We start from the raw sequence: 23,038 nt of genomic DNA, 5'->3' as shown, positions 1-23,038 counted from the left end.
TTGGATTGCTGTTTCCTAACTTTTTATCAAAACACAAAGGCAAAAAAAATTGGGATTTGGATGTTTGCACAACCGAAACCCACTTACTATAAGGCTATTTTCTTAGCTCAGGGTATAACTTACGCTAGAAAATACATTTCGCAAACGTTTGTCTGGTCTAAAATTGATATGTGCCTTTTTCACTGCAGCAACAGTCAATTCATCTTCGTTTAAAATTCCTTCTGAATTTACACCAATCTGAAATGAACCCAACTTATCCGGTTTTACAATTTTTCCTTGTTTTAGTTCGTCGGAAATATTGTGCAGTAAAGAAAGTAAAACAGCATAACAATCTGCTTCTCTCACTGTACTTTGATTGGATACTAAATAGGCTAATCGTTCTAGATCTGTTGTTCCTGTTTATACGGCTCGAGCATAAAATTTATTTTCCGCTGTTCTGTCCTGCGGATTAGGACTTGAAATTGATTTCAATTTAATCATCTTCCAAAAAATTTAATTATGAATGCATTACTTTTTTAATGAGGCTATTGCAAATACACCTCTTCCGTACACTTTTTAAAACTCAGTAAATACTACTCTTTTACTCACGAATTTGAGTTAAAGACACCACTATTTGTTAGCAGTAATGGAGTTGTAATAAAATTTAAGTCATTTTGCTTAAACCACAGGATGTTGGCCTGTTTTAAAAATTAAACATTTCCTTGGTAAGCTTTCGGAAGTATTTTAATTTTATGGTCTGAAGATAAAACACACACAACACGAAAGTGTTACCGTTTTAAAAGTCTTAAAGCAACATCTTTAAGGCTTTTTTTATGTCTATGAAATTCTAAGCATCTCATTGCACATTGTAAAGATTAGAACTCTTGCAGGAAAAGTCAATAGTGTTTTAACTTTAAACCCTCAAAGTTTTGAACAACCAAAAATTAACTTTGAACAGAAATAAAATAACAATAAATCAATGTAGTATTATTGAATTTTAGTATCTTTTTTAAATGAAATGATTGCTTGTACTTCATACAAAATATTGAAGCAAAAAGGTGTTTTCGCCATTTAATTATCTATCAGAAACCTAAATTTACATGTCATTTTAGTATCATTATTGATGATATAAAACTGATTAGGTTAATTCTTCTTAAGATTCATAACTCTAAAAACATCTGGTTTTTTCTCGAAATTGTTGATAACTCTGAAATATATTTTGTGAAAATCTGATCAAATTTTTAAAATTTCTTTTTGTTTTTGACTGGTTTTAGTTCGATTTTTATTAAAAAATGTTCATTTTCATTAGTAAGCGATTAGTTTTTAGATCTCTCCACAAGGTCGAAATGACATTTAGTTCTTAAATGTAATTTGTAAACTAACAACATGACTCAATTTGTCATTTCGAGTACAGCGTAAGCGGAATCGAGAAATCTCTTTTTATAATGAATTGTACATTTAGATCTCTCCACAGGGTCGAGATGACAGGTTGGAACAATTCTAACTCTAAAACGAAAAATATAAAAATTCTTGTCATTTCGAGTATTACTGAGATTAAAATGTATTTTAATCGAAAGTAGCAAGCGTAGCTTTTTGGCGGAACCGAGAAATCTCTTTCTAAATCTCAAGTATAATCTTGGGATCTCTCCACGAGGTCGAGATGACAGGTAGGTTTATAAATATAAAGGGATTAGATATCCCTAGCAACCGCTCCTGCAAATACAATCCTGTAAAACGCGATCACAGCCTCTTTTTTTATTTCATCAAAACCGCAATGCGGACATACACTTTTATATCAAAATAAAAAATCCTGTCGATTTCTCGACAGGATTATATTTGAAGTGGGCAATGAGGGATTCGAACCCCCGACCCCCTCGGTGTAAACGAGGTGCTCTGAACCAACTGAGCTAATTGCCCTAAGCGGTTGCAAATATAATACAGATTTTAAATCTACCAAACATAAATTCAAATTTATTTTAAATTATTTCCGCAACTACAAATGTACTACCACCTACATAAATGACATCTTGTTGATTAGCAATTGTTAATGCTTCTTGATACGCTATTTGAACACTTTCAAAAAAATTACCTTTAAGATTGTATTTTGACGCCTTTTGCATTAATGCTTCTGCTGATAATCCTCTTGGAATATTAGGTTTACAAAAATAATAGGTTGCATTTTTTGGAAATAAGGGTAAAATTTCCTCCAAGGCTTTATCAGATACAACACCAAGTACTATGTGTAATTTATGGTAGGTTTCTTTTCGAAGTTGTTGCATTACAGTTAGCAAACCCTCTTTATTATGCGCGGTATCACAAATGACTTTTGGTACTTCTCTTAAAATCTGCCACCTTCCTTGTAAATTGGTATTTTGAACGACATGTAACAATCCTTTTTGGATGGCTTTTTCGGAAACTTTAAAAGTGTCTAAATTATGAATGGCTGTAACAGCCGTTTTCACATTGGCTTTTTGATACTCCCCTAATAAATCTGTTGCATATTCATAATTTGTATCTGAAGCAAAGTGAATTTCAGCGTCTAACGCTTTTGCTTTTTCTAGAAACACATGTTCAACCTCAGGTTGCCTTTCACCTACAACCACTGGAATCCCTGGTTTAATAATTCCAGCTTTTTCTAATGCAATTTTTAGCAAGGTATCTCCTAAAATTTGGACATGATCTAAACCAATATTGGTAATAACTGCTATTTCTGGAGTGATGATATTGGTAGAATCCAATCGACCACCTAAACCGACTTCGATAATGGCAACATCTACCTTCTCATTCGCAAAATAATCGAAAGCCAAACCAACTGTCATTTCAAAAAAGGAAAGCTGTTGTGTTTTTAAAAACGTTTGATGTTTTGCAATAAATGAGGTTACATTTTCTTTCGGAATCTCATCACCATCAACTCGGATGCGTTCTGTAAAACTTTTTAAATGGGGTGATGTATACAATCCTACTTTATACCCTGCCTCTTGCAAGATAGATGCCAACAGGTGAGATGTAGAGCCTTTTCCATTAGTTCCACCAACATGAATGCTTTTAAACTTTTTCTCTGGATGTTTTAATTCCTTCGAAAAAGCAACAATATTAGTTAAGTCTTTTTTGAAAGCAGTTTTCCCTTCCTTTTGATACATTGGAAGTTGCGCAAACATCCAATCCAAGGTTTGTTGGTAGGTCATAAAAAGAAAAAGTATGAAATTATTTTCCTTTTGATTTTAAGTTTTCTTTCTCTTGCACTTCTTTTCTTAATCCACTGCTTGAAAAACGGTGTTCTCTTTTATTAAAGTACAAATCTATTCCTTTTTCTTCGCAGTATTTTCTACCTGTAAATTGCTTACTGGCATACTCTTCACCAATGATTCTTACATCAATTTTAAACGCACGCAATACATCTTCTAAATCTTGCTCTGTAGCATAAGGTACAACCTCATCAACAAATTTACATCCCTTTAATTGAATGTAGCGTTCTACTACAGATTGTACTGGCATGTTTTTTTCAGGACGATCTAAAGTTGGATCTGTTTGTAACCCACAAATTAAATAATCACACTGACGTTTTGCATCTTCTAGCATCGTGATATGCCCTGCATGTAATAAATCGAAGGCACTAAAAGTAATTCCTATTTTCATAATTGATTTTTTCTAAATTTATTTTTTTCCTAACAACCAAGAAGAAGATTGTATTTTATCTCCTAAACCATCAATAAGTTGAATACCTAATTCATTACAAATTGGAGCTTCTGGAATAGAATTATTGTCTTGATCTCCACCATTTGCAAAACCTAATTGATAGTCATCTCCATACTTTTCTTGTAAAGAACGAATTGATTCACATACAGTTCTGTCTTTATCAATAGAAATAATCGCTTTATCTACAGCCTTAATATTCTGTACGATGAACAAACGTTCATCTTCTTTTTGAAATTCTTTAGAACCTTTTAAACCTCTTTGTAAATCGCTATTTACGATAACAAACAACTCATCTGCCAATGCCTTTGCATTGTTAAAATATTCTAAATGACCTTTGTGAATTGGATTAAAATAACCAGAAACGATAATTGCTTTTTTCTTCATTTTTTTTTAAGTTTTGAGTATAATTAAATCCTTTCTAAACAGATTATAAACGATTCAATTACAAATTAATAGTTCACAAAAATCTAAATTTAAAGCTTTTCTCCACCTAAATTTCGACAAATAAACGATATCTATTGTTCATTGTAAAAAAACAACTGATAACCATTTGTAGGCTAAAGATATAAAATTAGGTTTATTTAGTTAACGAAAACTTGTAAATAATTGTACCTGCTTGAGTTGCAGGTGCATTTTTATCTACATTCCATGTGGTTTGTAATGCTGCTTCTTTTGCAGGCTTTAAAAGACAAGGATTTGTATTCGTAGAGCCCTTAAACCCAGGTGTAGCCTTAATCACTTTTCCGTTTCTATCTACTATAATTTCCACAACTACAATACCTTCTTCTTGACATTCAGGTTGTTTTTTAGGTTTTTTCAAGGCCGTTCTTCCTTCTAAATCGTAATCACCCCCAGAACCTTCTTTTGTATTTCCATAATAATTCTTGGAGTTTTTATCGCCATTCTTAGTACCTTTTACACCATCTTTAGTATCATCTCCTTCTCCTTTTTGCTGGCCATCTGAGGTAGCACCATTCAACAAACTATTTAATGCATCTGTAGTTTCTTTTGATGGTTTAGGTTTGGGTTTTGGTACAACCTTCTCTTTCTTTTCAATTTTCTCTACAGGCTCTTTTTTTACTTCTTTTGTTTTTTCTACAACAGATATATCTTTAGCAGTATCGTCTGTAATGATATCTTCTTTAATAATTTCCTCAGGTATTTCCTTTACTTCTTCAACTACCTCTTCTTTTTCAACTACTTTAGGTGTTGGATCTTTTTTAGTTTCTTGAACTGGTTCTCCTTTACCAACTTCAGCATCTCCAAAATTAATGGCTAAGCCATATTCTTCTGGCGGATCTAAATACGTCATTCCGTAATTCAAAATTGCAAAAACAAATAACACCAATAGTATTGATGTGATGATTGCAGATTTTCGTTTATGATTGGTATTTAATATTTGCATTATTCGTTACATATAGATTCTTACTTTCTCAGAAATGAGCATAAAAAGATGATAAGCTAAACTAAATTCAGCTTGACCTAAAAATCACTTTCCTTTTACAGCTAGAATCATTTTTAATTTATTCTTGTTAGCAATGTCTATCACTTGCATTACATTTTTATAAGGTACGTCTTTATCTCCTCTAATAACAATGGTTTTCTTTTTATCTGAACCTACACTTTTCAATATTTCATTCTCTAAATTAAGTGATGAAACCTTAGTTTTATTAATATAGAATTGTGAATTATTGGTAATGGAAACTGCTACTGACTTACTATTCTCTGTTTTACCACCTGCTTTTGGCAATAATACATCAATAGCACTAACAGTTACTAGAGTTGATGTTAGCATAAAAAATATCAACAATAGAAAAACAATATCTGTCATTGATGACATATTGAATGATGGGTCTACTTTATTTCTTCCTCTTAAATTCATACAAAGTTCATCTTAAACAGGTTCATTTAAAAGATCTAGAAACTCAACAGATTTCGCTTCCATTTGATACACCACTTTATTGGTTCTAACTACTAAATGATTATATGTGATGTATGCAATAATACCTACAATTAAACCAGCAACTGTAGTAGTCATTGCTGTATATAAACCATCAGACAACATTTTTATGTCTATTTGTCCACCTGCATTTGCAATTTCATGAATGGCTACAATCATACCAATTACAGTACCTAGAAAACCAATCATTGGTGCTGCACCAGCAACTGTTGCCAAGACTGAAACATTTTTTTCTAGTTCGTAAATTTCTAATTTACCAGTAGTTTCTATGGCTGTATTTATATCTTCTAAAGGTTTACCAATTCTAGAAATTCCTTTTGATATTAATCTTGCTGTTGGTGTATTTTTACTGTTACATAAAGCATTAGCAGATTCTAATTTGCCATTAGAAACGTAATCTTTAATTTGATTCATGAAGTTTTTATCTACTTTAGAAGCTGCTTTTATTGCAAAGATTCGTTCAAAATAGATATACAAAGCCACTGCCAAAAGCACAAATAAAATGGCTATTATTATTTGGCCTCCCAAACCACCATCCATAATAAGTTTATAGATAGACAAGGTTTTTTCTTCTGAAACTGAATCTTCTATTATTGCTGCATTCTCTTGAAAAAATGATATCATTCTTCTTAAATTTTAATTCTATATTACTAACGACTATCCTATGGTAAAATTGTTTCAAAAAGGGTTTACAAATTAAAAACACAAAAAAAATGCCATTCTGAAATTCAAAATGACATTTTTATATACTTATCTGTTGTTTATACAAACATTCTTAAAATAATAAATGATACAGAACCTACTAGGAAACCTACCAAAGCTAACCAAGATATTTTCTTTAAGTACCAAAAGAAATCAATCTTTTCCATACCCATTGCAACCACACCTGCTGCAGAACCAATAATTAACATACTACCTCCTGTACCTGCAGAAAATGCAATAAAATGCCATAAAGGATTATCTAATGGTTCAGAAAACATACCTAAACTTGCTGCTACTAAAGGTACATTGTCAATCACTGCAGAACCTACACCTAATAAAATAACTACTAAATCTGATACTTGAGTACCCTCTAATTCTGTACCCATTAAAGGAACACTGGTTTTTAAACTATCTGCAAAATTGAATAAAATTCCTAACGATTCTAAAGCTGCAACTGCCATTAAAATACCTAAGAAAAATAAAATACTTGGCATTTCTATTTTAGATAATGACGAATGTACAGGACTATGAGCTGCATGCTCATCATGCTCATCTGCTTGCTCACCTTCTACACTAGATAATGAGAATTTTCTTCTACTGTATATTTCTGCGCACGTTGCAACAATACCTAAAGACAACATCATACCTACATAAGGTGGTAAGTGAGTAACTGTTTTAAATACTGGTACAAAAACGATTGCTCCTAACCCAATTAGTAACATACGTCCACTATACTTACTTTTTGGTTTATCTACCTCATTAGGATCAAAATCGATATCACCCTTAAATGCAGGTAACATTGATGCGATAAATGAAGGCACTACCATACATAATAATGATGGTAAGAAAAGGTAAATAAATAACATTCCTGTACTTACTTTATCACCAATCCAAAGCATAGTTGTGGTTACATCTCCAATAGGAGAAAAAGCCCCACCTGCATTGGCTGCAATAATAATTAAACCTGCAAACCAAATTCTATCTTCTCTTGTTTTTACAATTTTCTGTAAAATTGAAATTAACACAATTGTTGCTGTAAGGTTATCTATAATTGCTGATAAGATAAAAGCTAACACAGAAAACATCCATAATAACTTCTTTTTACTTTTAAAGTTTACATAGTTTTTAATGGTAGAAAAGCCATCAAAATAATCAATAATCTCTACAATAGTCATTGCACCTAAAAGGAAAACCAAAATTTCTGCAGTTTTACCTAAATGATGTAATAAGGTTTCTTCTACCAAATGCATTTTATCATCATGCACTAAAGAGGCAAAATTATCTACCAAAGCATGATTGCTAGAATCGAACCAATTAGAGAAGCTGTCTACCCCAAGTGCTACAATTGCCCAACAAACAGCCATCATTACTAAAGCTGGTATTAGCTTATCTAATTTAATATTATGCTCTAATGTAATGGCTAAGTAACCTAATACAAATACTATTATAATTATTGATTCCATATATTTATTTAATTTATATCAATTGTTCTAGCGCAATTTCAAACGCTGTTTCACTAATTTTTGTTTTATAAGGGCTTTTTTCAAATGTTTTTTCTAAAGCTCTTTTAATGGTTTCTGAAGTATCATTAAAAATAGCTTCATCTGTCATTTCTACTCTTCTTTCCATAAAATAGGCAAACACTCTAGCCATTCCACAATTACTAATAAAATCTGGAATTAAACTTACTTGTTTGTCTGTATTCTCCATGATTGAGCCAAAGAAAATTTCTTTATCTGCAAATGGCACATTAGCACCACAAGAAACTACCTCTAAACCTGTTTCTATCATTTGGTTGATTTGCTCTTGCTTGATTAATCTTGAGGCTGCACATGGTGCAAAGATTTCACAAGGTAAGCTCCAAATCTTTTCGTTAATTTCATGAAATGGAATCATGTTATCTGCCACAAGTGTGTTACCATCTTTGTTTAGGAAATAGTTTTTAATTTCTTCAAAAGAAAAACCATCTTCATTGATTACCCCTCCATCTCTATCTATGATTCCAACAACCTTGACACCCATTTCAGCCAAATAATAAGCTGCTGCAGAACCAACATTACCAAAACCTTGCACTACTGCTCTTTTGCCTTTTACAGAACCACCATAAATATCATAGTAATGACGCACAGCTTCTGCGACACCAAAACCAGTAATCATATCTGCAACTGTGTACTTTCTGCTAATGTCTGGTGATAAACTTTCGCTTTCAATCACCTTAATAACACCTAATCTTAACTGACCAATTCTATTGATTTTATCTGCTTCTGTAGGTTTAAAATGACCATTAAAAACACCTTCTTGAGGATGCCAAACTCCACTTTCTTCAGTAATAGGTATTACTTCATGAATTTCATCTACATTTAAATCTCCTCCTGTACCATAATAACTTTTTAACAAAGGAGCTACAGCTTTATACCAGCGTTCTAAAACACCTTTTTTTCTAATATCTAAAGGATCGAAATTAATACCAGATTTAGCACCACCAATTGCAGGACCAGAAACTGTGAATTTTACTTCCATTGTTTTAGCTAATGAAAGTACCTCATTCATATCTAAACCTTTACGCATTCTTGTACCTCCACCAGCTGCACCTCCTCTAAGTGAGTTTATTACTGTCCAACCTTCTGCTTCAGTTTCAGAATCTTTCCAATTAAAGATAATTTCTGGTTCTTTATTCTCGTATTTTTTTAATAATTCTTTCATGTTTAATTTGTTATGATTTATATCAACTTCTGTGTTTTCTAATGCAATTTTTAACGAAATAAAAGTGGCTTAGCGAAGTTAAAGTTGATTCATATTATAAATTATTTTAAGAATTAATAGTACTTACGATGTCAAAGACAAACTTACTGTAAAAAAAGTAATTCTTAAAATAAATAATATAAAAGAATTGTAAATTTCTATGGTAAAATTACTACTCCAGAAGAATGATTTTTGCTAGCCCCAGTTACTGATTGTAAGCAATTCACTTCATCCTTTAATTTTAACAAACCTAGAAAAGAAAACACCACTGCTTCTTTAAAATTAATTAGTTCTTCACTTACCAAATCTATTTGATTTGAAGCATAAAACTGAATTCTTTGCATCAAATAAGTATTAAAAGCACCTCCTCCAGTAACTAAAACTGAATCACTATTAAAAATTACTTTGCTTATTTGTATCGCAATATGTTCTACAAAAGTGTTTAGAATAACTGGCACATCTTGTTCCATTTTATCGACTAACGGGTATATATTTTCTTGCACCCATTCTAAGCCTAAAGATTTTGGAGGTTGTTTGTTGTAAAATTCTAAACTATTTAATTGCTCTAGAAGTGCGTGGTTTAATTTCCCACTAGCAGCAATGTCACCTTGATCGTCATAAGCCAAGCCCAATTTATTTACATAATGATTCAGAACAATGTTCACTGGGCAAATATCAAAAGCAATTCTTTGTTGATTTTGTTGAAAGGATATGTTCGAAAATCCGCCAAGATTTAAACAAAAATCATATTGAGAAAAAAGGAGATCATCTCCAACAGGCACTAAAGGCGCTCCTTGCCCACCCAATTTTACATCTTGGGTTCTAAAATCATAAACAACTTTAGTATTGATAATTTTGGCAATTTCTTTTCCATCACCTATTTGTAAAGTGATTCCTTTATCTGGTTCATGTAAAATGGTATGTCCATGAGAGGCTATAAAATCTACGTGATCAATTTTATGATTGCTGATGAAGTTTTGTATGGTTTGCCCTAAGAACTTTCCATACATCACATCAAACTGCGCTATTTCCTTTTTAGAATTGTGAATTGCATTTTGCAACAACTGTTTCCATTCTGTAGAATAAGCAATCGTATCTGCATGTAAAATCTTAAAATTTTGATAATTAGTGGTATCAAATTTTACATACACCAAATCTATACCATCTAAAGAGGTGCCAGACATTACTCCTATTGAAAAAACATCATTATTCATCATATATGTAAAATTAATAAAAGTCTGTTGAAAATATGTTACGAAATCGATATCTTTGCACTCGAAAATTATCAATATAATAAAACAGATATACAAATGGATTTTAGTTTAACAGAAGAACATTTAATGATTCGTGATGCTGCAAGAGATTTTGCACAAACTGAATTGTTACCTGGTGTTATTGAGAGAGATAACAAACAAGAATTTCCACAAGAGCTAGTTCGCAAAATGGGCGATTTAGGTTTTATGGGAATTATGGTTGATCATAAATATGGAGGAAGTGGAATGGACACTATTTCTTACGTTTTAGTAATGGAGGAATTATCTAAAATTGATGCTTCTGCTTCAGTAATGGTTTCTGTAAACAACTCATTAGTATGTTATGGTTTAGAAGCTTATGGAACAGAAGAGCAAAAACAAAAATACTTAACCAAATTAGCTACAGGAGAGCAAATTGGTGCTTTTTGCTTGTCTGAGCCAGAAGCAGGCTCAGATGCAACTTCTCAAGCAACTACTGCTATAGACAAAGGCGATCATTATGTAATTAACGGTACTAAAAACTGGATTACAAATGGTGGTAGATCTGACGTATATTTAGTTATTGCACAAACAGATAGAGAAAAAGGACATAGAGGAATTAATGCTTTTATCGTAGAAAAAGGCATGGAAGGTTTTGATATTGGACCTAAAGAAGATAAATTAGGTATTCGTGGTTCAGACACACATACATTACAATTTAATGATGTAAAAGTGCCAAAAGAAAACAGAATTGGCGAAGATGGATTTGGTTTTAAATTCGCAATGAAAACACTTTCTGGTGGTAGAATTGGTATTGCTGCTCAAGCTTTAGGTATTGCTTCTGGTGCTTATGAATTGGCTTTAAAATATTCTAAAGAACGTAAAGCATTTGGTACAGAAATCTGTAACCACCAAGCCATTGCATTTAAATTAGCAGACATGTATACAGAAATAGAAGCTGCAAGAATGTTAGTTATGAAAGCTGCTTGGCAAAAAGATCGTAAAGAAAATTACGACATGGCTTCTGCTATGGCTAAATTATACGCATCTAAAGTAGCTATGGAACAAACTGTAGAAGCTGTTCAAATTCATGGAGGTAATGGTTTCGTAAAAGAATACCATGTAGAACGTTTAATGCGTGATGCAAAAATTACTCAAATTTATGAAGGAACTTCAGAAATTCAGAAAATAGTAATTTCTAGAGGTGTAATTAAAGGATAATACATTACTTTATATGTAATAGAAAATCCATCTTTTAATTAAGATGGATTTTTTTTGTGGCACAACCTTTCAGGTCAGGCTTTCTGCACTCGCTTTTTTGTAGAACAAAAAGAGCTCAAACAAACGCTTCAATCCTTTGTGCAGGCTTGTATAAAATCTACAGTTCTAAATCAATGGTATAGAGTTGTAAACCAGAGCCAGGTGCAATAGTTCTAAAAAATTGTCTATCATTATCTTCTTTTAAAGAGTCTTCTATATATTGTAAAGACAAATTTCCTTTTCCTAATTCAAATAATGTTGCCATCATCAAACGTATTTGATATCTTAAAAAACCTTTTCCTCTTACTTTTAGAATATAAGATTCTTCAGGAAAAAAACTAGCAGTAAGAATGGTATTCTCTACAATTGAACAACTTTCAATAGTTCTTTTAAATTCTGTTTTCGCAGAAGGCTTAGTACAATACTTATGAAAATAGTGTTCACCCTCAAAAAGACTCGCTCCTTTTTTCATCAATTCTATATTCAATTCACTTTCCTCATTCACGATAAAAGGCGCTGCAAAAGGATGATTTACAGCTCCAAATGAAAAGTAATAATGGTATTCTTTAATTTTTGGAGCATTAATGATATTAAAACTTGTGGCAACTTCAGAAACAGTATATGCTTTAAAATCTGCAGGGAAATTAGAGTTTAACTTGTTTAGAAATGCATCTGTTTGTAAAACTTCATTGGTAAACAACTGAAATAAATACCCATTAGCAGATACTTTTGCATCTGTTCTTCCTGCCCCAATTGTTTTGTAATCAACATCTTTTAACACAAAAGAGAGGCTTTTATCTACAATATCATGTAAAGTTTTAGCATTTGTTTGCTTTTGCCAACCAGAAAACCTAAAACCGAGAAATCCTAAAGAAATTAAGTAACTTTTTGAATATTTCATAGGTGCTAAAATACAATAATTACATTTTTTTTTACAAAAAGGGCATTTTTATGAATATCCTAAAATTATACTGCATTTTTTTACGAACCTAATATTTTCTATCCTCCAGATAAGCCAAAATATATTTATCTCAATATAACCCCCTTTTTTTTGAGGGTACCCTACTCAAAAACTATGTTTTTGAAATTTACACCCCTTGTTACTTTATTATTAATCAATACATTTACACCGTTCAAATAATAAAAAATCAATAAAAACTAAAAGGACATTATTATGAAAAAAATTATTTTCACTTTATTTTTAGCAAGTAGCTTGTTAGTAAATGCACAAGATGACAAAGGAACTTTTTCTTTAAGTGGTAGCGTAGATGTATATCATACAAGCAATTTAAAAAGTGGTTCTCCAGGATCTGTTGGAATTCTTTATGGAGGTTCTGCAGTACCTAACGCATTTGGTTTAGGTATGGCCAATACAATATTTGCTTATGAAAAAGGAAAAGCGGGTGTTGTTGCAGATTTAGCTTTTGGTCCAAGAGCAAATGCAGCAAATGCTTACGAAGGAGCAATTAACCAATTGTATGCTTACTATAAGCCATCAGAAAAAATTACTTTAACATTAGGTCAGTTCAATACTTGGTATGGTTATGAAGTAATTTCTCCTGCAGGAAACTTCAACTACTCTGTTTCTTACTTATTTAATGCTGGTCCTTTCTCTCATACAGGATTTAAATTAGATTATGCAGCTTCAGAAGATTTATCTTTCATGTTTGCTTTAACTAACCCTCATGGTTTAACTTCTGGTGCAAACCCAAGTAACGATTACCAATTAGGTTTTCAAACAGGTTACAAAGGTCAGTACTTTAACTTAGCTTATGGTTCAGATGGTTTCGGTTTTACAGATGTATTATATTTAGATTATACAGGTGGTTTCGATTTATCTGATTCTTTCTTCTTAGGTATCAATGCTGCTTACGCAAATTCAAGTGATGCTGATGCTGGTTACCAAGGTGTAGCTTTATACTTACAAAACACATTCTCTGATTCTTTTTCTTTAGGATTTAGACCAGAATTTTTCAAAACTACTTCAGGAGCAGGAGATGCTAATGTATCTGCTTTTACATTAAGTGGTAACATTGCTTTAACAAGCGCTTTAACTATTATTCCAGAATTAAGATATGACTCTTCAGATGATTTAATCATTCCTGGATTTCCAACTGAAACTAGTATGACAGGTGCAACTTTGGCTGCTGTTTACTCTTTCTAATACAATTACAACTATTAAAATTAACTAAATTATAAATTATGAGTTTATTACTAACATTATTCCAAGACACTTCTGAAGCTGCTGCAGTTTTAGAACAAGTAAATGGAGATATGGGAATGCTATGGATGCTTATTGCTGGTATCTTAGTTTTCTTAATGCAGGCTGGTTTTACATTAGTAGAATCTGGTATGACACGTTCTAAGAATGCTGTAAACATTGCAATGAAAAACCTATTAGACATTTGTGTAGGTTCATTAACTTTCTGGTTAGTTGGGTATTCATTAATGTATGGAGATACTTCTAATGGATGGTTCTTCTGGAGTGGATTATTCCAAGGAGAAGGAGCAGATTTATTCTTCCAAACAATGTTTGCTGCAACAGCTGCAACTATTGTATCAGGAGCAATTGCAGGTAGAACAAAATACACTACTTATATTGTATTTTCTATTGTAATGACTGCTATCATCTATCCTATTTCAGGTGGTTGGCAATGGCAAGGTGAAGGTTGGTTAACCGAATTAGGTTTTATTGACTTTGCAGGTTCATCAATTGTACACTCTGTAGGTGGTTGGGCTGCTTTAGTAGCTGCATTTATGGTAGGACCAAGAATTGGAAAATTTGTTGACGGTAAAGTATTACCTATACCAGGTCATAACCAAGTTTTAGCAACTTTAGGTGTTTTCATCTTATGGTTTGGATGGTTTGGTTTTAATGGTGGATCTCAATTAGCTTGGGGTGGTGCTGATGCAACTGGAGCTTCAAACGTAGTTTTAGTAACAAACTTAGCTGCTGCAGCTGGTGGTTTAGGTGCATTAATTACCACTTGGATTTGGTATGGTAAACCTAATTTAGCACAAACGCTAAATGGTGCTTTAGCTGGTTTAGTAAGTATAACTGCTGGTTGTGGAAACATGACTCCTGAAGGTGGTGTACTTGCAGGTTTAATTGGTGGTATTATTGTAGTATTCTCAATTGAGTTTATAGAAAAGAAATTAAAAATTGATGACGCAATTGGTGCAGCTTCTGTACATGGTGTTGCTGGTGCTTGGGGAACTTTAGTAATAGGTCTTTGGGGTGTAGATGGTGATACTGGAATCGGACTTTTCAATGGTGGAGGTGCTTCTCAATTAGGAGCTCAAGCAATTGGAGTTTTAGCTTACGCAGTTTGGGCTGTCGTTTTATCATTTGTAGTTTTCGGAATTTTAAAAGCTACTATGGGACTTAGAGTAAGTAAAGAAGTAGAAATTGAAGGTTTAGATATTTCTGAACATGGTTCTATTGCTTACCCAGGTAAGAGAGTAAGAGAATTTGAAGAAGACAAATAGCAGATAATTTAATTACAGTTTTATATAAAAATCACGCAACTTTCTAAGTTGCGTGATTTTCTACTGTAAAGAATTTTATACTTTTAGAAAAAAGAATAGTAATTAATTATATATAAAATGAAGAAAATTGAAGCAATCATTAGAAAATCAAAATTTAGAAATGTAAAAGAAGCATTACACGAAGTAGGTGTAAATTTTTTCTCTTATTGGGATGTTACTGGTTTAGGTAACGAAAAAGAAGGGCATGTTTACAGAGGTGTAAGTTATAGTACAAGCGATATTCAAAGAAGACATATTGCAATAGTTGTTAATGATGATTTTGAACAAATTACAATTGATACAATTTTAAAATCAGCAGCTACAGGTAAAGTAGGTGATGGTAAAATATTTGTAAGCGATATTAACGAAGCTTATAGAATAAGAACTGGTGAAAAAGGAGGAGAAACATTAAATTAAATAGATTACACAATTAAATTATGGAATTATTAACAATCAACAATGTATGGATGATGATCTGTACAGCCCTAGTATTCTTTATGCACTTAGGTTTTGCATTTTTAGAAATAGGATTAACCAGACAAAAAAACACAATCAACATACTTTTTAAAAATATATTTATCATTACAGTAGGTCTACTACTCTACTGTTTTGTTGGCTTTAACTTAATGTATCCTGGTTTTTCAGAATCATCTTTAGGTATTTTCGGATTCGCAGGTTTTGGTTTAACTTCTCCAGTTACAGATGCCGGAACTTTGGATTTAATGTATAATGAAGGGTATACTTATTGGACAGATTTCCTTTTTCAAGGAATGTTCGCAGCAACTGCAGCAACAATAGTTTCAGGAGCTGTTGCAGAGCGTATGAGAATATTACCATTTATGATTTTTACATTATTATATGTAGGTTTAGTTTATCCAATAGCTGGTTCTTGGAAATGGGGTGGAGGATTTTTAGATCAATTAACAACTCCTTTTTATGATTTTGCAGGTTCTACGTTAGTACACTCTGTAGGTGGTTGGGCAGCTTTAGTTGCTGTTTATCTTTTAGGAGCTAGAATTGGCAAATTTAAAAATGGTAAAATTCAAGCTATACCTGGTCATAACATACCTTTAGCAACAGCTGGTGTATTGATTCTTTGGTTAGGATGGTTTGGTTTTAATGGAGGCTCTGTATTATCTGCAGACCCAACATTAACTTCACTAACCTTAGTTACCACATGTTTGGCAGCAGCTGCTGGTGGTGTTGTAGCTGCAATGGTTTCTACAATACTTTATAAAAATTTAGATTTAACCATGTTTTTAAACGGAATTTTAGGTGGTTTAGTTGGTATTACAGCAGGTGCAGATCAAATGTCTCCTACAGATGCTATTGCTATTGGTGCAATTGCTGGAGTTATCATTGTTTTTGCAGTTAGCTTAATAGATAAAATAAAGTTAGATGATCCTGTTGGTGCAATTGCTGTTCACCTATTCTGTGGAATTTGGGGAACATTAGCAGTTGGTATTTTTGGTAACCTAGCTAGTATGGATCAATTTATTAGCCAATTAATTGGTGTAGGTTCTTATGCTGCATTTTGTTTAGTAACATCATTCGTAATTATTTATGTACTTAAAATTACAATGGGCATTAGAGTAAGTGAAGAAGAAGAACTAGAAGGTTTAGACGTTCATGAGCATGGAATGGATGCATATCCAGACTTCAGATTAAACGAACATTAATTGTTTATTGATAAAATACATCTTCAAAACCAATTTTGAAGGTGTATTTCTTCTTTTTATGAATATGATAAAATTGATTGGGTCAAATTATGATTATTATATTTTTAATATTGATATTTTATTTTCATCATAAAAATTACATTTAAAACTTCATATTCTTAAATTATATTCAACAAAATACATAGATTTGTAAATATAATTTAATTTGATATGGAGAAACAAGGACTGTATTTACCAGAATTTGAACATGAAAATTGTGGTGCTGGTTTTATATGTAATTTGAATGGTGATAAAACAAATCAAATTATACATGATGCTTTAGAAATTCTAGTAAAACTAGAACATAGAGGTGGTGTTAGTGCAGATGGAAGAACAGGTGATGGTGCTGGTTTACTTATAGATATACCTCATGAATACTTCACTAGAGTTTGCGATTTTTCGCTTCCAAAGCAGAGAGAGTATGCTGTTGGTATGGTGTTTTTACCTAAAGTTTCTAATCAGTATAATTTCTGTAAAAATGTATTTGAAAAAGAAATTGCAGAACAAGGCTTAACCGTTATTGGTTGGAGAGTTGTTCCTGTAGATTCCTCTCAGTTAGGAGAAATTGCTTTAGCATCAGAACCTAATATTGAGCAATTATTTGTTTCTAAATCAGATGATATTGATGAAGCTACTTTTAAAGCAAAATTATATGCTGCCAGAAAAATTACAGAGCATACCATAAGTAATTCTAAAATTTCTGAAAGTAATTATTTCTACGTTCCAAGTTTATCCATTACCACCATTATCTATAAAGGTATTATTATGCCAGAAGATATTGGTCCTTATTATAAAGATCTTCAAGAAATAGATTTGGTAACACGTTTGGCATTAGTACACCAACGTTTTTCTACGAATACCATGCCAACTTGGGAACTTGCCCAACCATTTAGACACATGTGTCAAAATGGAGAAATCAATACCTTAAGAGGAAATGTAAGTAGAATGAGAGTAAGAGAAGAAATCATGAAAAGTGATGTCTTTGGCCCTCAAATAGACAAATTATTCCCAATTATATTACCAGGAAAATCAGATTCTGCATCTATGGATATGGTTGTTGAACTACTAACACATACAGGTAGATCATTACCAGAAATTATGATGATGATGATTCCTGAAGCTTGGGAAAAACATGCAACAATGTCTCCAGAACGTAAAGCGTTTTACGAGTACAATGGTTGTATTATGGAGCCTTGGGATGGCCCTGCTTCTGTGCCATTTACAGATGGTGATTATATAGGAGCTTTATTAGACAGAAATGGTTTAAGACCTTCTAGATACACAGTTACCAAAAGTGGTAAACTTATTATGTCTTCAGAAATTGGTGTCGTAGATATTGATCCTTCAGACGTAAAAGAACATGGACGATTAGAACCAGGAAAAATGTTCTTGGTAGATATGAATGAAGGTAGAATTATTGAAGATAAAGAAATTAAAAGTAAAATTGTTACTGAAAGACCGTATCAAGAATGGTTAGATAAAACTCGTTTACACCTAAAGGATGTTCCATATACTAGTGAAACTTGTCCTATAGAAACTATCGATATCAAAACACGTCAGCGTTTATTTAATTATACATTCGAAGATATTCAAGAGGTAATTACACCAATGGCTCAAGTTGGTAAAGAAGCTTTAGGTTCTATGGGTATAGATACTCCTTTAGCAGTTCTATCAGACAGGCCACAATTAATTTCAAATTATTTCAAGCAACTTTTTGCCCAAGTAACGAACCCACCTTTAGATGGTATTAGAGAAAATATTGTAACTGATATTAGCTTAAACTTAGGGAAAGACAGAAATATTTTCAGCATTACAGAAAGACAATGTAGAAAACTAAGAATTCAGAATCCTGTAATTTCAAATGCTGATTTAGAAAAAATTAGAAGTATAAATATTGAAAGCTTTAAAGCTGAAACTATACAAATTTTATATCCGAAAAGTGAAGGTTTAAACGGATTAGAAAATGCACTGGAAGACATTGTTATTCAAGTTGAAAAAGCATTAGAAGCTAAGAAAAACATTATTATTCTTTCAGATAGAGGTGTTAATCAAAAATTAGCTCCAATTCCAGCTTTATTAGCATGTTCGTTTGTAAATCATCAATTAAATCGTTTACGCAAACGTTCTTATTTTGATATTATCATTGAATCTGCAGAACCACGTGAACCACATCATTTTGCAACGTTATTTGGTTATGGTGCAAGTGCCATAAATCCATACATGGTGAATGAAATCATTAGGATGCAGGTAAAAGAAGGTTTCATTACAGATATGGATGAACAAAAAGCTGTAGATAATTTCAATACAGCAATTGGTAAAGGTTTATTAAAAGTGATGAACAAAATCGGAATCTCTACTTTACACTCATATAGGGGGTCTCAAATTTTCGAAATTGTAGGTTTTAACTCTCAATTTGTCGAAAAGTACTTTCCTTATACAGCCTCTAGAATTGAAGGAATTGGTCTGTATGAAATAGAAAAAGAGATAGATCAGCGTTACAAACAAGCCTATCCAGACAATCAAATTGATAAAAATTTAGGTTTAAATATTGGTGGTGATTATAGATGGAGAAGAAATGGTGAACGCCACTTATTTAACCCAACTACGGTTTCTAAATTACAGCAAGCAGTTCGTTTAAGCGATCAAAAAAGTTACGATGTTTATGCGAAAGCAATCAATGAACAAGCAGAAAACCTAATGACAATTAGAGGTTTGTTCGAGTTTGATAATCTAGATCCTATTCCTTTAGAAGAAGTAGAACCTTGGACAGAAATTGTAAAACGTTTTAAAACTGGAGCAATGTCTTACGGATCTATTTCTAGAGAAGCTCATGAAAATTTAGCCATTGCTATGAATAGAATTGGAGGTAAATCCAATTCAGGTGAAGGTGGAGAAGATAGAAAACGTTTTCAAAAAGATAGTAATGGAGATAGCAGAAACTCTGCTATTAAACAAGTTGCTTCTGGTAGATTTGGAGTTACCTCTCACTACCTAACCAATGCAAAAGAAATTCAAATTAAAATGGCTCAAGGAGCCAAACCAGGAGAAGGTGGTCAATTACCAGGTTATAAAGTATTACCTTGGATTGCAAATGCGAGGAATTCAACCCCTTTTGTAGGTTTAATTTCTCCTCCTCCACATCATGATATTTATTCAATTGAAGATTTAGCACAACTAATTTTCGATTTAAAAAATGCCAACAGAGAAGCAAGAATTAACGTGAAGTTAGTATCTGAAGTTGGTGTAGGTACAATTGCTGCTGGTGTTGCAAAAGCAAAAGCCGATGTCGTATTAATTTCTGGTTATGATGGTGGTACAGGTGCCTCGCCTTTAACCTCTTTGAAACATGCAGGTTTACCTTGGGAACTTGGTTTGGCAGAAGCACAGCAAACTCTTGTAATGAATAGCTTACGAAGTAGAATTGTTGTAGAGTGTGATGGGCAATTAAAAACAGGTAGAGATGTTGCTATAGCAGCACTTTTAGGTGCTGAAGAGTTTGGCTTTGCCACAGCTCCATTAGTAGCCTCTGGTTGTATTATGATGCGTAAATGTCACTTAAATACATGTCCAGTAGGTATTGCTACTCAAGACAAAGAATTAAGAAAAAACTTTAAGGGAACTCCAGAACATGTAATTAACTTCTTCTACTACATAGCCGAAGAGTTAAGAGGAATCATGGCTCAATTAGGTTTCAGAACATTAGCTGAAATGGTTGGTCAAACGCATAAAATAGATGCGAATAAAGCCATCAAACACTACAAAGCCAAAGGTTTAGATTTATCGAGCATTTTACACAGACCTGATTCTTACAGAAAAATGACTGTGAATAACACAGAAAAACAAGACCATAATATAGACGATGTTCTAGACTTCACTATACTAAAAGACTCACATAGAGCAATGTATAGAAAGGAAAAAATGAATCTTAATTATCCAATTAAAAATACAAACAGAACTGTTGGGGCTATAGTAAGTAACGAAATTTCCAAAATTTATGGTCACCTAGGTTTACCTGAAGATACTTTAAATATAAATTTCACAGGATCAGCTGGTCAAAGTTTTGGTGCATTTGGAGCTTATGGTTTAACATTTACATTAGAGGGTAATACCAATGATTATTTGGGTAAAGGTTTATCTGGTGCCAAATTAATTGTTAAAAAACCTGCATCTGCTGATTTTCTAGCAGAGAATAATATCATAGTTGGTAATGTATGTCTCTTTGGAGCAGTGAATGGCCAAGCCTATATAAATGGAATTGCTGGTGAACGATTTGCAGTTCGTAATTCTGGTGCAACAGCAGTTGTAGAAGGTGTTGGTGACCATTGTTGTGAATATATGACAGGTGGTCAAGTTATTGTATTAGGTAAAACAGGAAGAAATTTTGCAGCTGGAATGAGTGGTGGTATTGCCTACGTGTACGATCCAGAAGATAATTTTAAAAACGGATTATGTAATACTGAAACCATTGAATTTGAAAATATTTCAGAGGAAAATGCTGCAGAATTAAAATCAAATATCGAAAAACATCTTTTATTTACGAATAGTAAAAAAGCAGAAGAATTACTTTCTGATTGGGAAAATAGTCTATCCAATTTTGTAAAAGTAATGCCTACTGAATACAAAAGAGCCTTGGAACGTTTAAAAACAGAAGAACCAATGGTAGAAGAATTAACAATAGCATAATGTCATGGGAAAAGTAACAGGATTTAAAGAATTTGAAAGACAGGATGAGACGTATAAGTCTGTAATGGATCGTGTAAAACACTATAATGAGTTTACAGTTCCTTTATCTGATAAAGAAATTACAAAACAGGGTTCTAGATGTATGGATTGTGGAATACCATTTTGCCATAGTGGATGTCCATTGGGAAATTTAATTCCAGATTTCAACCACATGGTTCATCAAGGAGAATGGAAAAAAGCTTCTTGGATTTTACACTCTACAAATAACTTTCCAGAATTTACAGGAAGATTATGTCCTGCTCCTTGTGAGCAAGCTTGTGTACTAGGAATCATTGAAGATCCAGTTTCCATAGAAAATATAGAAAAGAATATCGTTGAACGCGCCTTTAAAGAAGGATGGATTAAACCTCAAATACCAAAAACTAGAACTGGAAAAACAATTGCTGTTATAGGTTCTGGACCTGCTGGTTTGGCAGCGGCTCAACAATTAAACAGAGCTGGACATATAGTAACTGTTTTCGAAAGACATGATGAGATAGGAGGTCTTTTGAGATATGGAATTCCAAATTTTAAAATGGAAAAACATATTATCGATAGAAGAATAGCAATTTTAAAAGCTGAGGGTATCACTTTTAAAACCAACATCAATGTAGGTGTAGATTATGATGTTAAAAATTTAGATGAATTTGATGCAATTGTATTATGTGGAGGAGCTACAAAAACAAGAAGTTTACCAACACCAGGTATAGATGCAGAAGGAGTAGTACAAGCAATGACATTCTTAACTCAACAAACTAAAGTTATTTTAGATAAAGAAGTTAATGATCAAATTCTAGCCACAGACAAAGATGTGATAGTAATTGGAGGTGGAGACACTGGATCTGACTGTATTGGTACATCAAACAGACAAAGAGCAAAATCAGTGGTAAACTTTGAAATTATGCCTAAACCTCCTGGCCATAGATCTCCAACTACACCTTGGCCATTTTGGCCTTTAAAACTAAAGACTTCTTCATCCCATCAAGAGGGTGTAGAACGTAACTGGTTAATAAATACCAAAGAATTTGTAAAAGATGAAAATGGTAAATTAATTGCTCTTAAGACTGTTAATGTAGAATGGAAGACCATTCCTGGCCAAAGACCTCAATTGAATGAAATACCGGGTACTGAAAAAACATGGCCTTGTGATTTAGCACTACTAGCCCTAGGTTTTACAGGCCCTGAAGAAACCTTAGCAGATAAATTAGGAATTAAAACAGATAATAGATCAAACTATATTGCTGAATATGGCAAATACCAAACTAATGTAAAGCACATTTTTGCAGCTGGTGATATGAGAAGAGGTCAGTCCTTAATTGTTTGGGCTATTTCAGAAGGAAGAGAAGCCGCCAGACAAGTCGATTTATATTTAATGGGTAAATCAGAACTACCATCTAAAGACATAGCAGGAGATTTGGTTGCAATGTAATAGAAAATAAAAGCGTTCATAAAAAAAGGTCCAATACAAAGTATTGGACCTTTTAATTTATATGAACCTG

17 protein-coding genes, 1 tRNA gene and 1 pseudogene are annotated in these 23,038 nt (G+C 32.6%); 7 read left to right on the top strand and 12 right to left on the bottom strand.

Translation table 11 applies throughout. The features are described 5' to 3' along the window. Nucleotides 1–102: 102 nt before the first annotated feature. From V7R38_RS11825 to V7R38_RS11775, 11 genes and pseudogenes are all read right to left on the bottom strand, one after another. Nucleotides 103–387: pseudogene (locus V7R38_RS11825) on the bottom strand (HU family DNA-binding protein); the annotation flags it as partial. Between the two features lie 1,434 nt (nucleotides 388–1,821). Further along, a tRNA-Val gene (locus V7R38_RS11820) sits at nucleotides 1,822–1,896 on the bottom strand. Between the two features lie 59 nt (nucleotides 1,897–1,955). Continuing rightward, entirely contained in the window at nucleotides 1,956–3,164 is a 1,209-nt protein-coding gene (locus V7R38_RS11815; RefSeq protein ID WP_334058698.1) for a bifunctional folylpolyglutamate synthase/dihydrofolate synthase, read from the bottom strand. A gap of 19 nt (nucleotides 3,165–3,183) precedes the next feature. Beyond that, entirely contained in the window at nucleotides 3,184–3,615 is a 432-nt protein-coding gene (locus tag V7R38_RS11810; protein WP_334058696.1) for an adenylyltransferase/cytidyltransferase family protein, read from the bottom strand. A gap of 18 nt (nucleotides 3,616–3,633) precedes the next feature. Next, entirely contained in the window at nucleotides 3,634–4,059 is a 426-nt protein-coding gene (locus tag V7R38_RS11805; protein WP_015480914.1) for an adenylyltransferase/cytidyltransferase family protein, read from the bottom strand. A gap of 193 nt (nucleotides 4,060–4,252) precedes the next feature. Further along, nucleotides 4,253–5,080 (bottom strand): energy transducer TonB, encoded by an 828-nt coding sequence (locus V7R38_RS11800; protein ID WP_334058693.1) that lies wholly within the window; start codon nucleotides 5,078–5,080, stop codon nucleotides 4,253–4,255. Nucleotides 5,081–5,164: 84 nt separating this feature from the next. Then, nucleotides 5,165–5,557 carry an ExbD/TolR family protein gene (locus V7R38_RS11795; protein ID WP_334058691.1) on the bottom strand — a complete coding sequence of 131 codons (393 nt, stop codon included), beginning with the start codon at nucleotides 5,555–5,557 and terminating at the stop codon, nucleotides 5,165–5,167. A 12-nt stretch (nucleotides 5,558–5,569) separates the two neighbouring features. Then, nucleotides 5,570–6,259 carry a MotA/TolQ/ExbB proton channel family protein gene (locus V7R38_RS11790; protein WP_015480917.1) on the bottom strand — a complete coding sequence of 230 codons (690 nt, stop codon included), beginning with the start codon at nucleotides 6,257–6,259 and terminating at the stop codon, nucleotides 5,570–5,572. A gap of 137 nt (nucleotides 6,260–6,396) precedes the next feature. Further along, a complete protein-coding gene (nhaD, locus tag V7R38_RS11785) occupies nucleotides 6,397–7,800 on the bottom strand; it encodes a sodium:proton antiporter NhaD (protein WP_015480918.1) in 1,404 nt (467 codons plus the stop codon). Nucleotides 7,801–7,813: 13 nt separating this feature from the next. After that, a complete protein-coding gene (locus tag V7R38_RS11780) occupies nucleotides 7,814–9,040 on the bottom strand; it encodes a Glu/Leu/Phe/Val dehydrogenase dimerization domain-containing protein (protein WP_334058687.1) in 1,227 nt (408 codons plus the stop codon). A gap of 197 nt (nucleotides 9,041–9,237) precedes the next feature. Further along, nucleotides 9,238–10,296: an anhydro-N-acetylmuramic acid kinase gene (locus V7R38_RS11775; protein WP_334058685.1), complete on the bottom strand. Its 1,059-nt coding sequence runs from the start codon at nucleotides 10,294–10,296 to the stop codon at nucleotides 9,238–9,240. A gap of 93 nt (nucleotides 10,297–10,389) precedes the next feature. Here V7R38_RS11775 and V7R38_RS11770 point away from each other — a divergent pair, with 93 nt between their 5' ends. Further along, entirely contained in the window at nucleotides 10,390–11,532 is a 1,143-nt protein-coding gene (locus tag V7R38_RS11770; RefSeq protein ID WP_334058683.1) for an acyl-CoA dehydrogenase, read from the top strand. 157 nt (nucleotides 11,533–11,689) lie between these two features. Here V7R38_RS11770 and V7R38_RS11765 read toward each other — a convergent pair whose 3' ends face one another. After that, nucleotides 11,690–12,472 (bottom strand): tRNA pseudouridine(38-40) synthase TruA, encoded by a 783-nt coding sequence (locus tag V7R38_RS11765; RefSeq protein WP_334058681.1) that lies wholly within the window; start codon nucleotides 12,470–12,472, stop codon nucleotides 11,690–11,692. 273 nt (nucleotides 12,473–12,745) lie between these two features. Between V7R38_RS11765 and V7R38_RS11760 the strand changes: the two genes are divergently transcribed. The 6 genes from V7R38_RS11760 to V7R38_RS11735 all read left to right on the top strand — a co-directional run bounded on the left by V7R38_RS11760 (nucleotide 12,746) and on the right by V7R38_RS11735 (nucleotide 22,968). Further along, nucleotides 12,746–13,735 carry an outer membrane beta-barrel protein gene (locus V7R38_RS11760; protein WP_015480923.1) on the top strand — a complete coding sequence of 330 codons (990 nt, stop codon included), beginning with the start codon at nucleotides 12,746–12,748 and terminating at the stop codon, nucleotides 13,733–13,735. A gap of 38 nt (nucleotides 13,736–13,773) precedes the next feature. Further along, nucleotides 13,774–15,060 (top strand): ammonium transporter, encoded by a 1,287-nt coding sequence (locus V7R38_RS11755; RefSeq protein ID WP_334058678.1) that lies wholly within the window; start codon nucleotides 13,774–13,776, stop codon nucleotides 15,058–15,060. A gap of 117 nt (nucleotides 15,061–15,177) precedes the next feature. Next, the gene (locus V7R38_RS11750) at nucleotides 15,178–15,516 is read left to right on the top strand and encodes a P-II family nitrogen regulator (RefSeq protein WP_015480925.1); all 339 of its coding nucleotides are present in this window, start codon (nucleotides 15,178–15,180) and stop codon (nucleotides 15,514–15,516) included. 20 nt (nucleotides 15,517–15,536) lie between these two features. After that, the gene (locus V7R38_RS11745; RefSeq protein ID WP_334058675.1) at nucleotides 15,537–16,778 is read left to right on the top strand and encodes an ammonium transporter; all 1,242 of its coding nucleotides are present in this window, start codon (nucleotides 15,537–15,539) and stop codon (nucleotides 16,776–16,778) included. Nucleotides 16,779–16,988: 210 nt separating this feature from the next. Next, nucleotides 16,989–21,500, top strand: coding sequence for a glutamate synthase large subunit (gltB, locus tag V7R38_RS11740; RefSeq protein WP_334058673.1), 4,512 nt, complete (start codon nucleotides 16,989–16,991; stop codon nucleotides 21,498–21,500). Between the two features lie 4 nt (nucleotides 21,501–21,504). Then, nucleotides 21,505–22,968 (top strand): glutamate synthase subunit beta, encoded by a 1,464-nt coding sequence (locus tag V7R38_RS11735; protein WP_334058671.1) that lies wholly within the window; start codon nucleotides 21,505–21,507, stop codon nucleotides 22,966–22,968. Nucleotides 22,969–23,038: the final 70 nt, after the last annotated feature.

The sequence above is a fragment of the Polaribacter sp. P097 genome (assembly GCF_036864555.1).
Classification (GTDB): Bacteria; Bacteroidota; Bacteroidia; order Flavobacteriales; family Flavobacteriaceae; genus Polaribacter.
The sequence above is the reverse complement of the archived record's forward strand: the minus strand, read 5'-3'. Positions and strand labels throughout refer to the sequence as shown.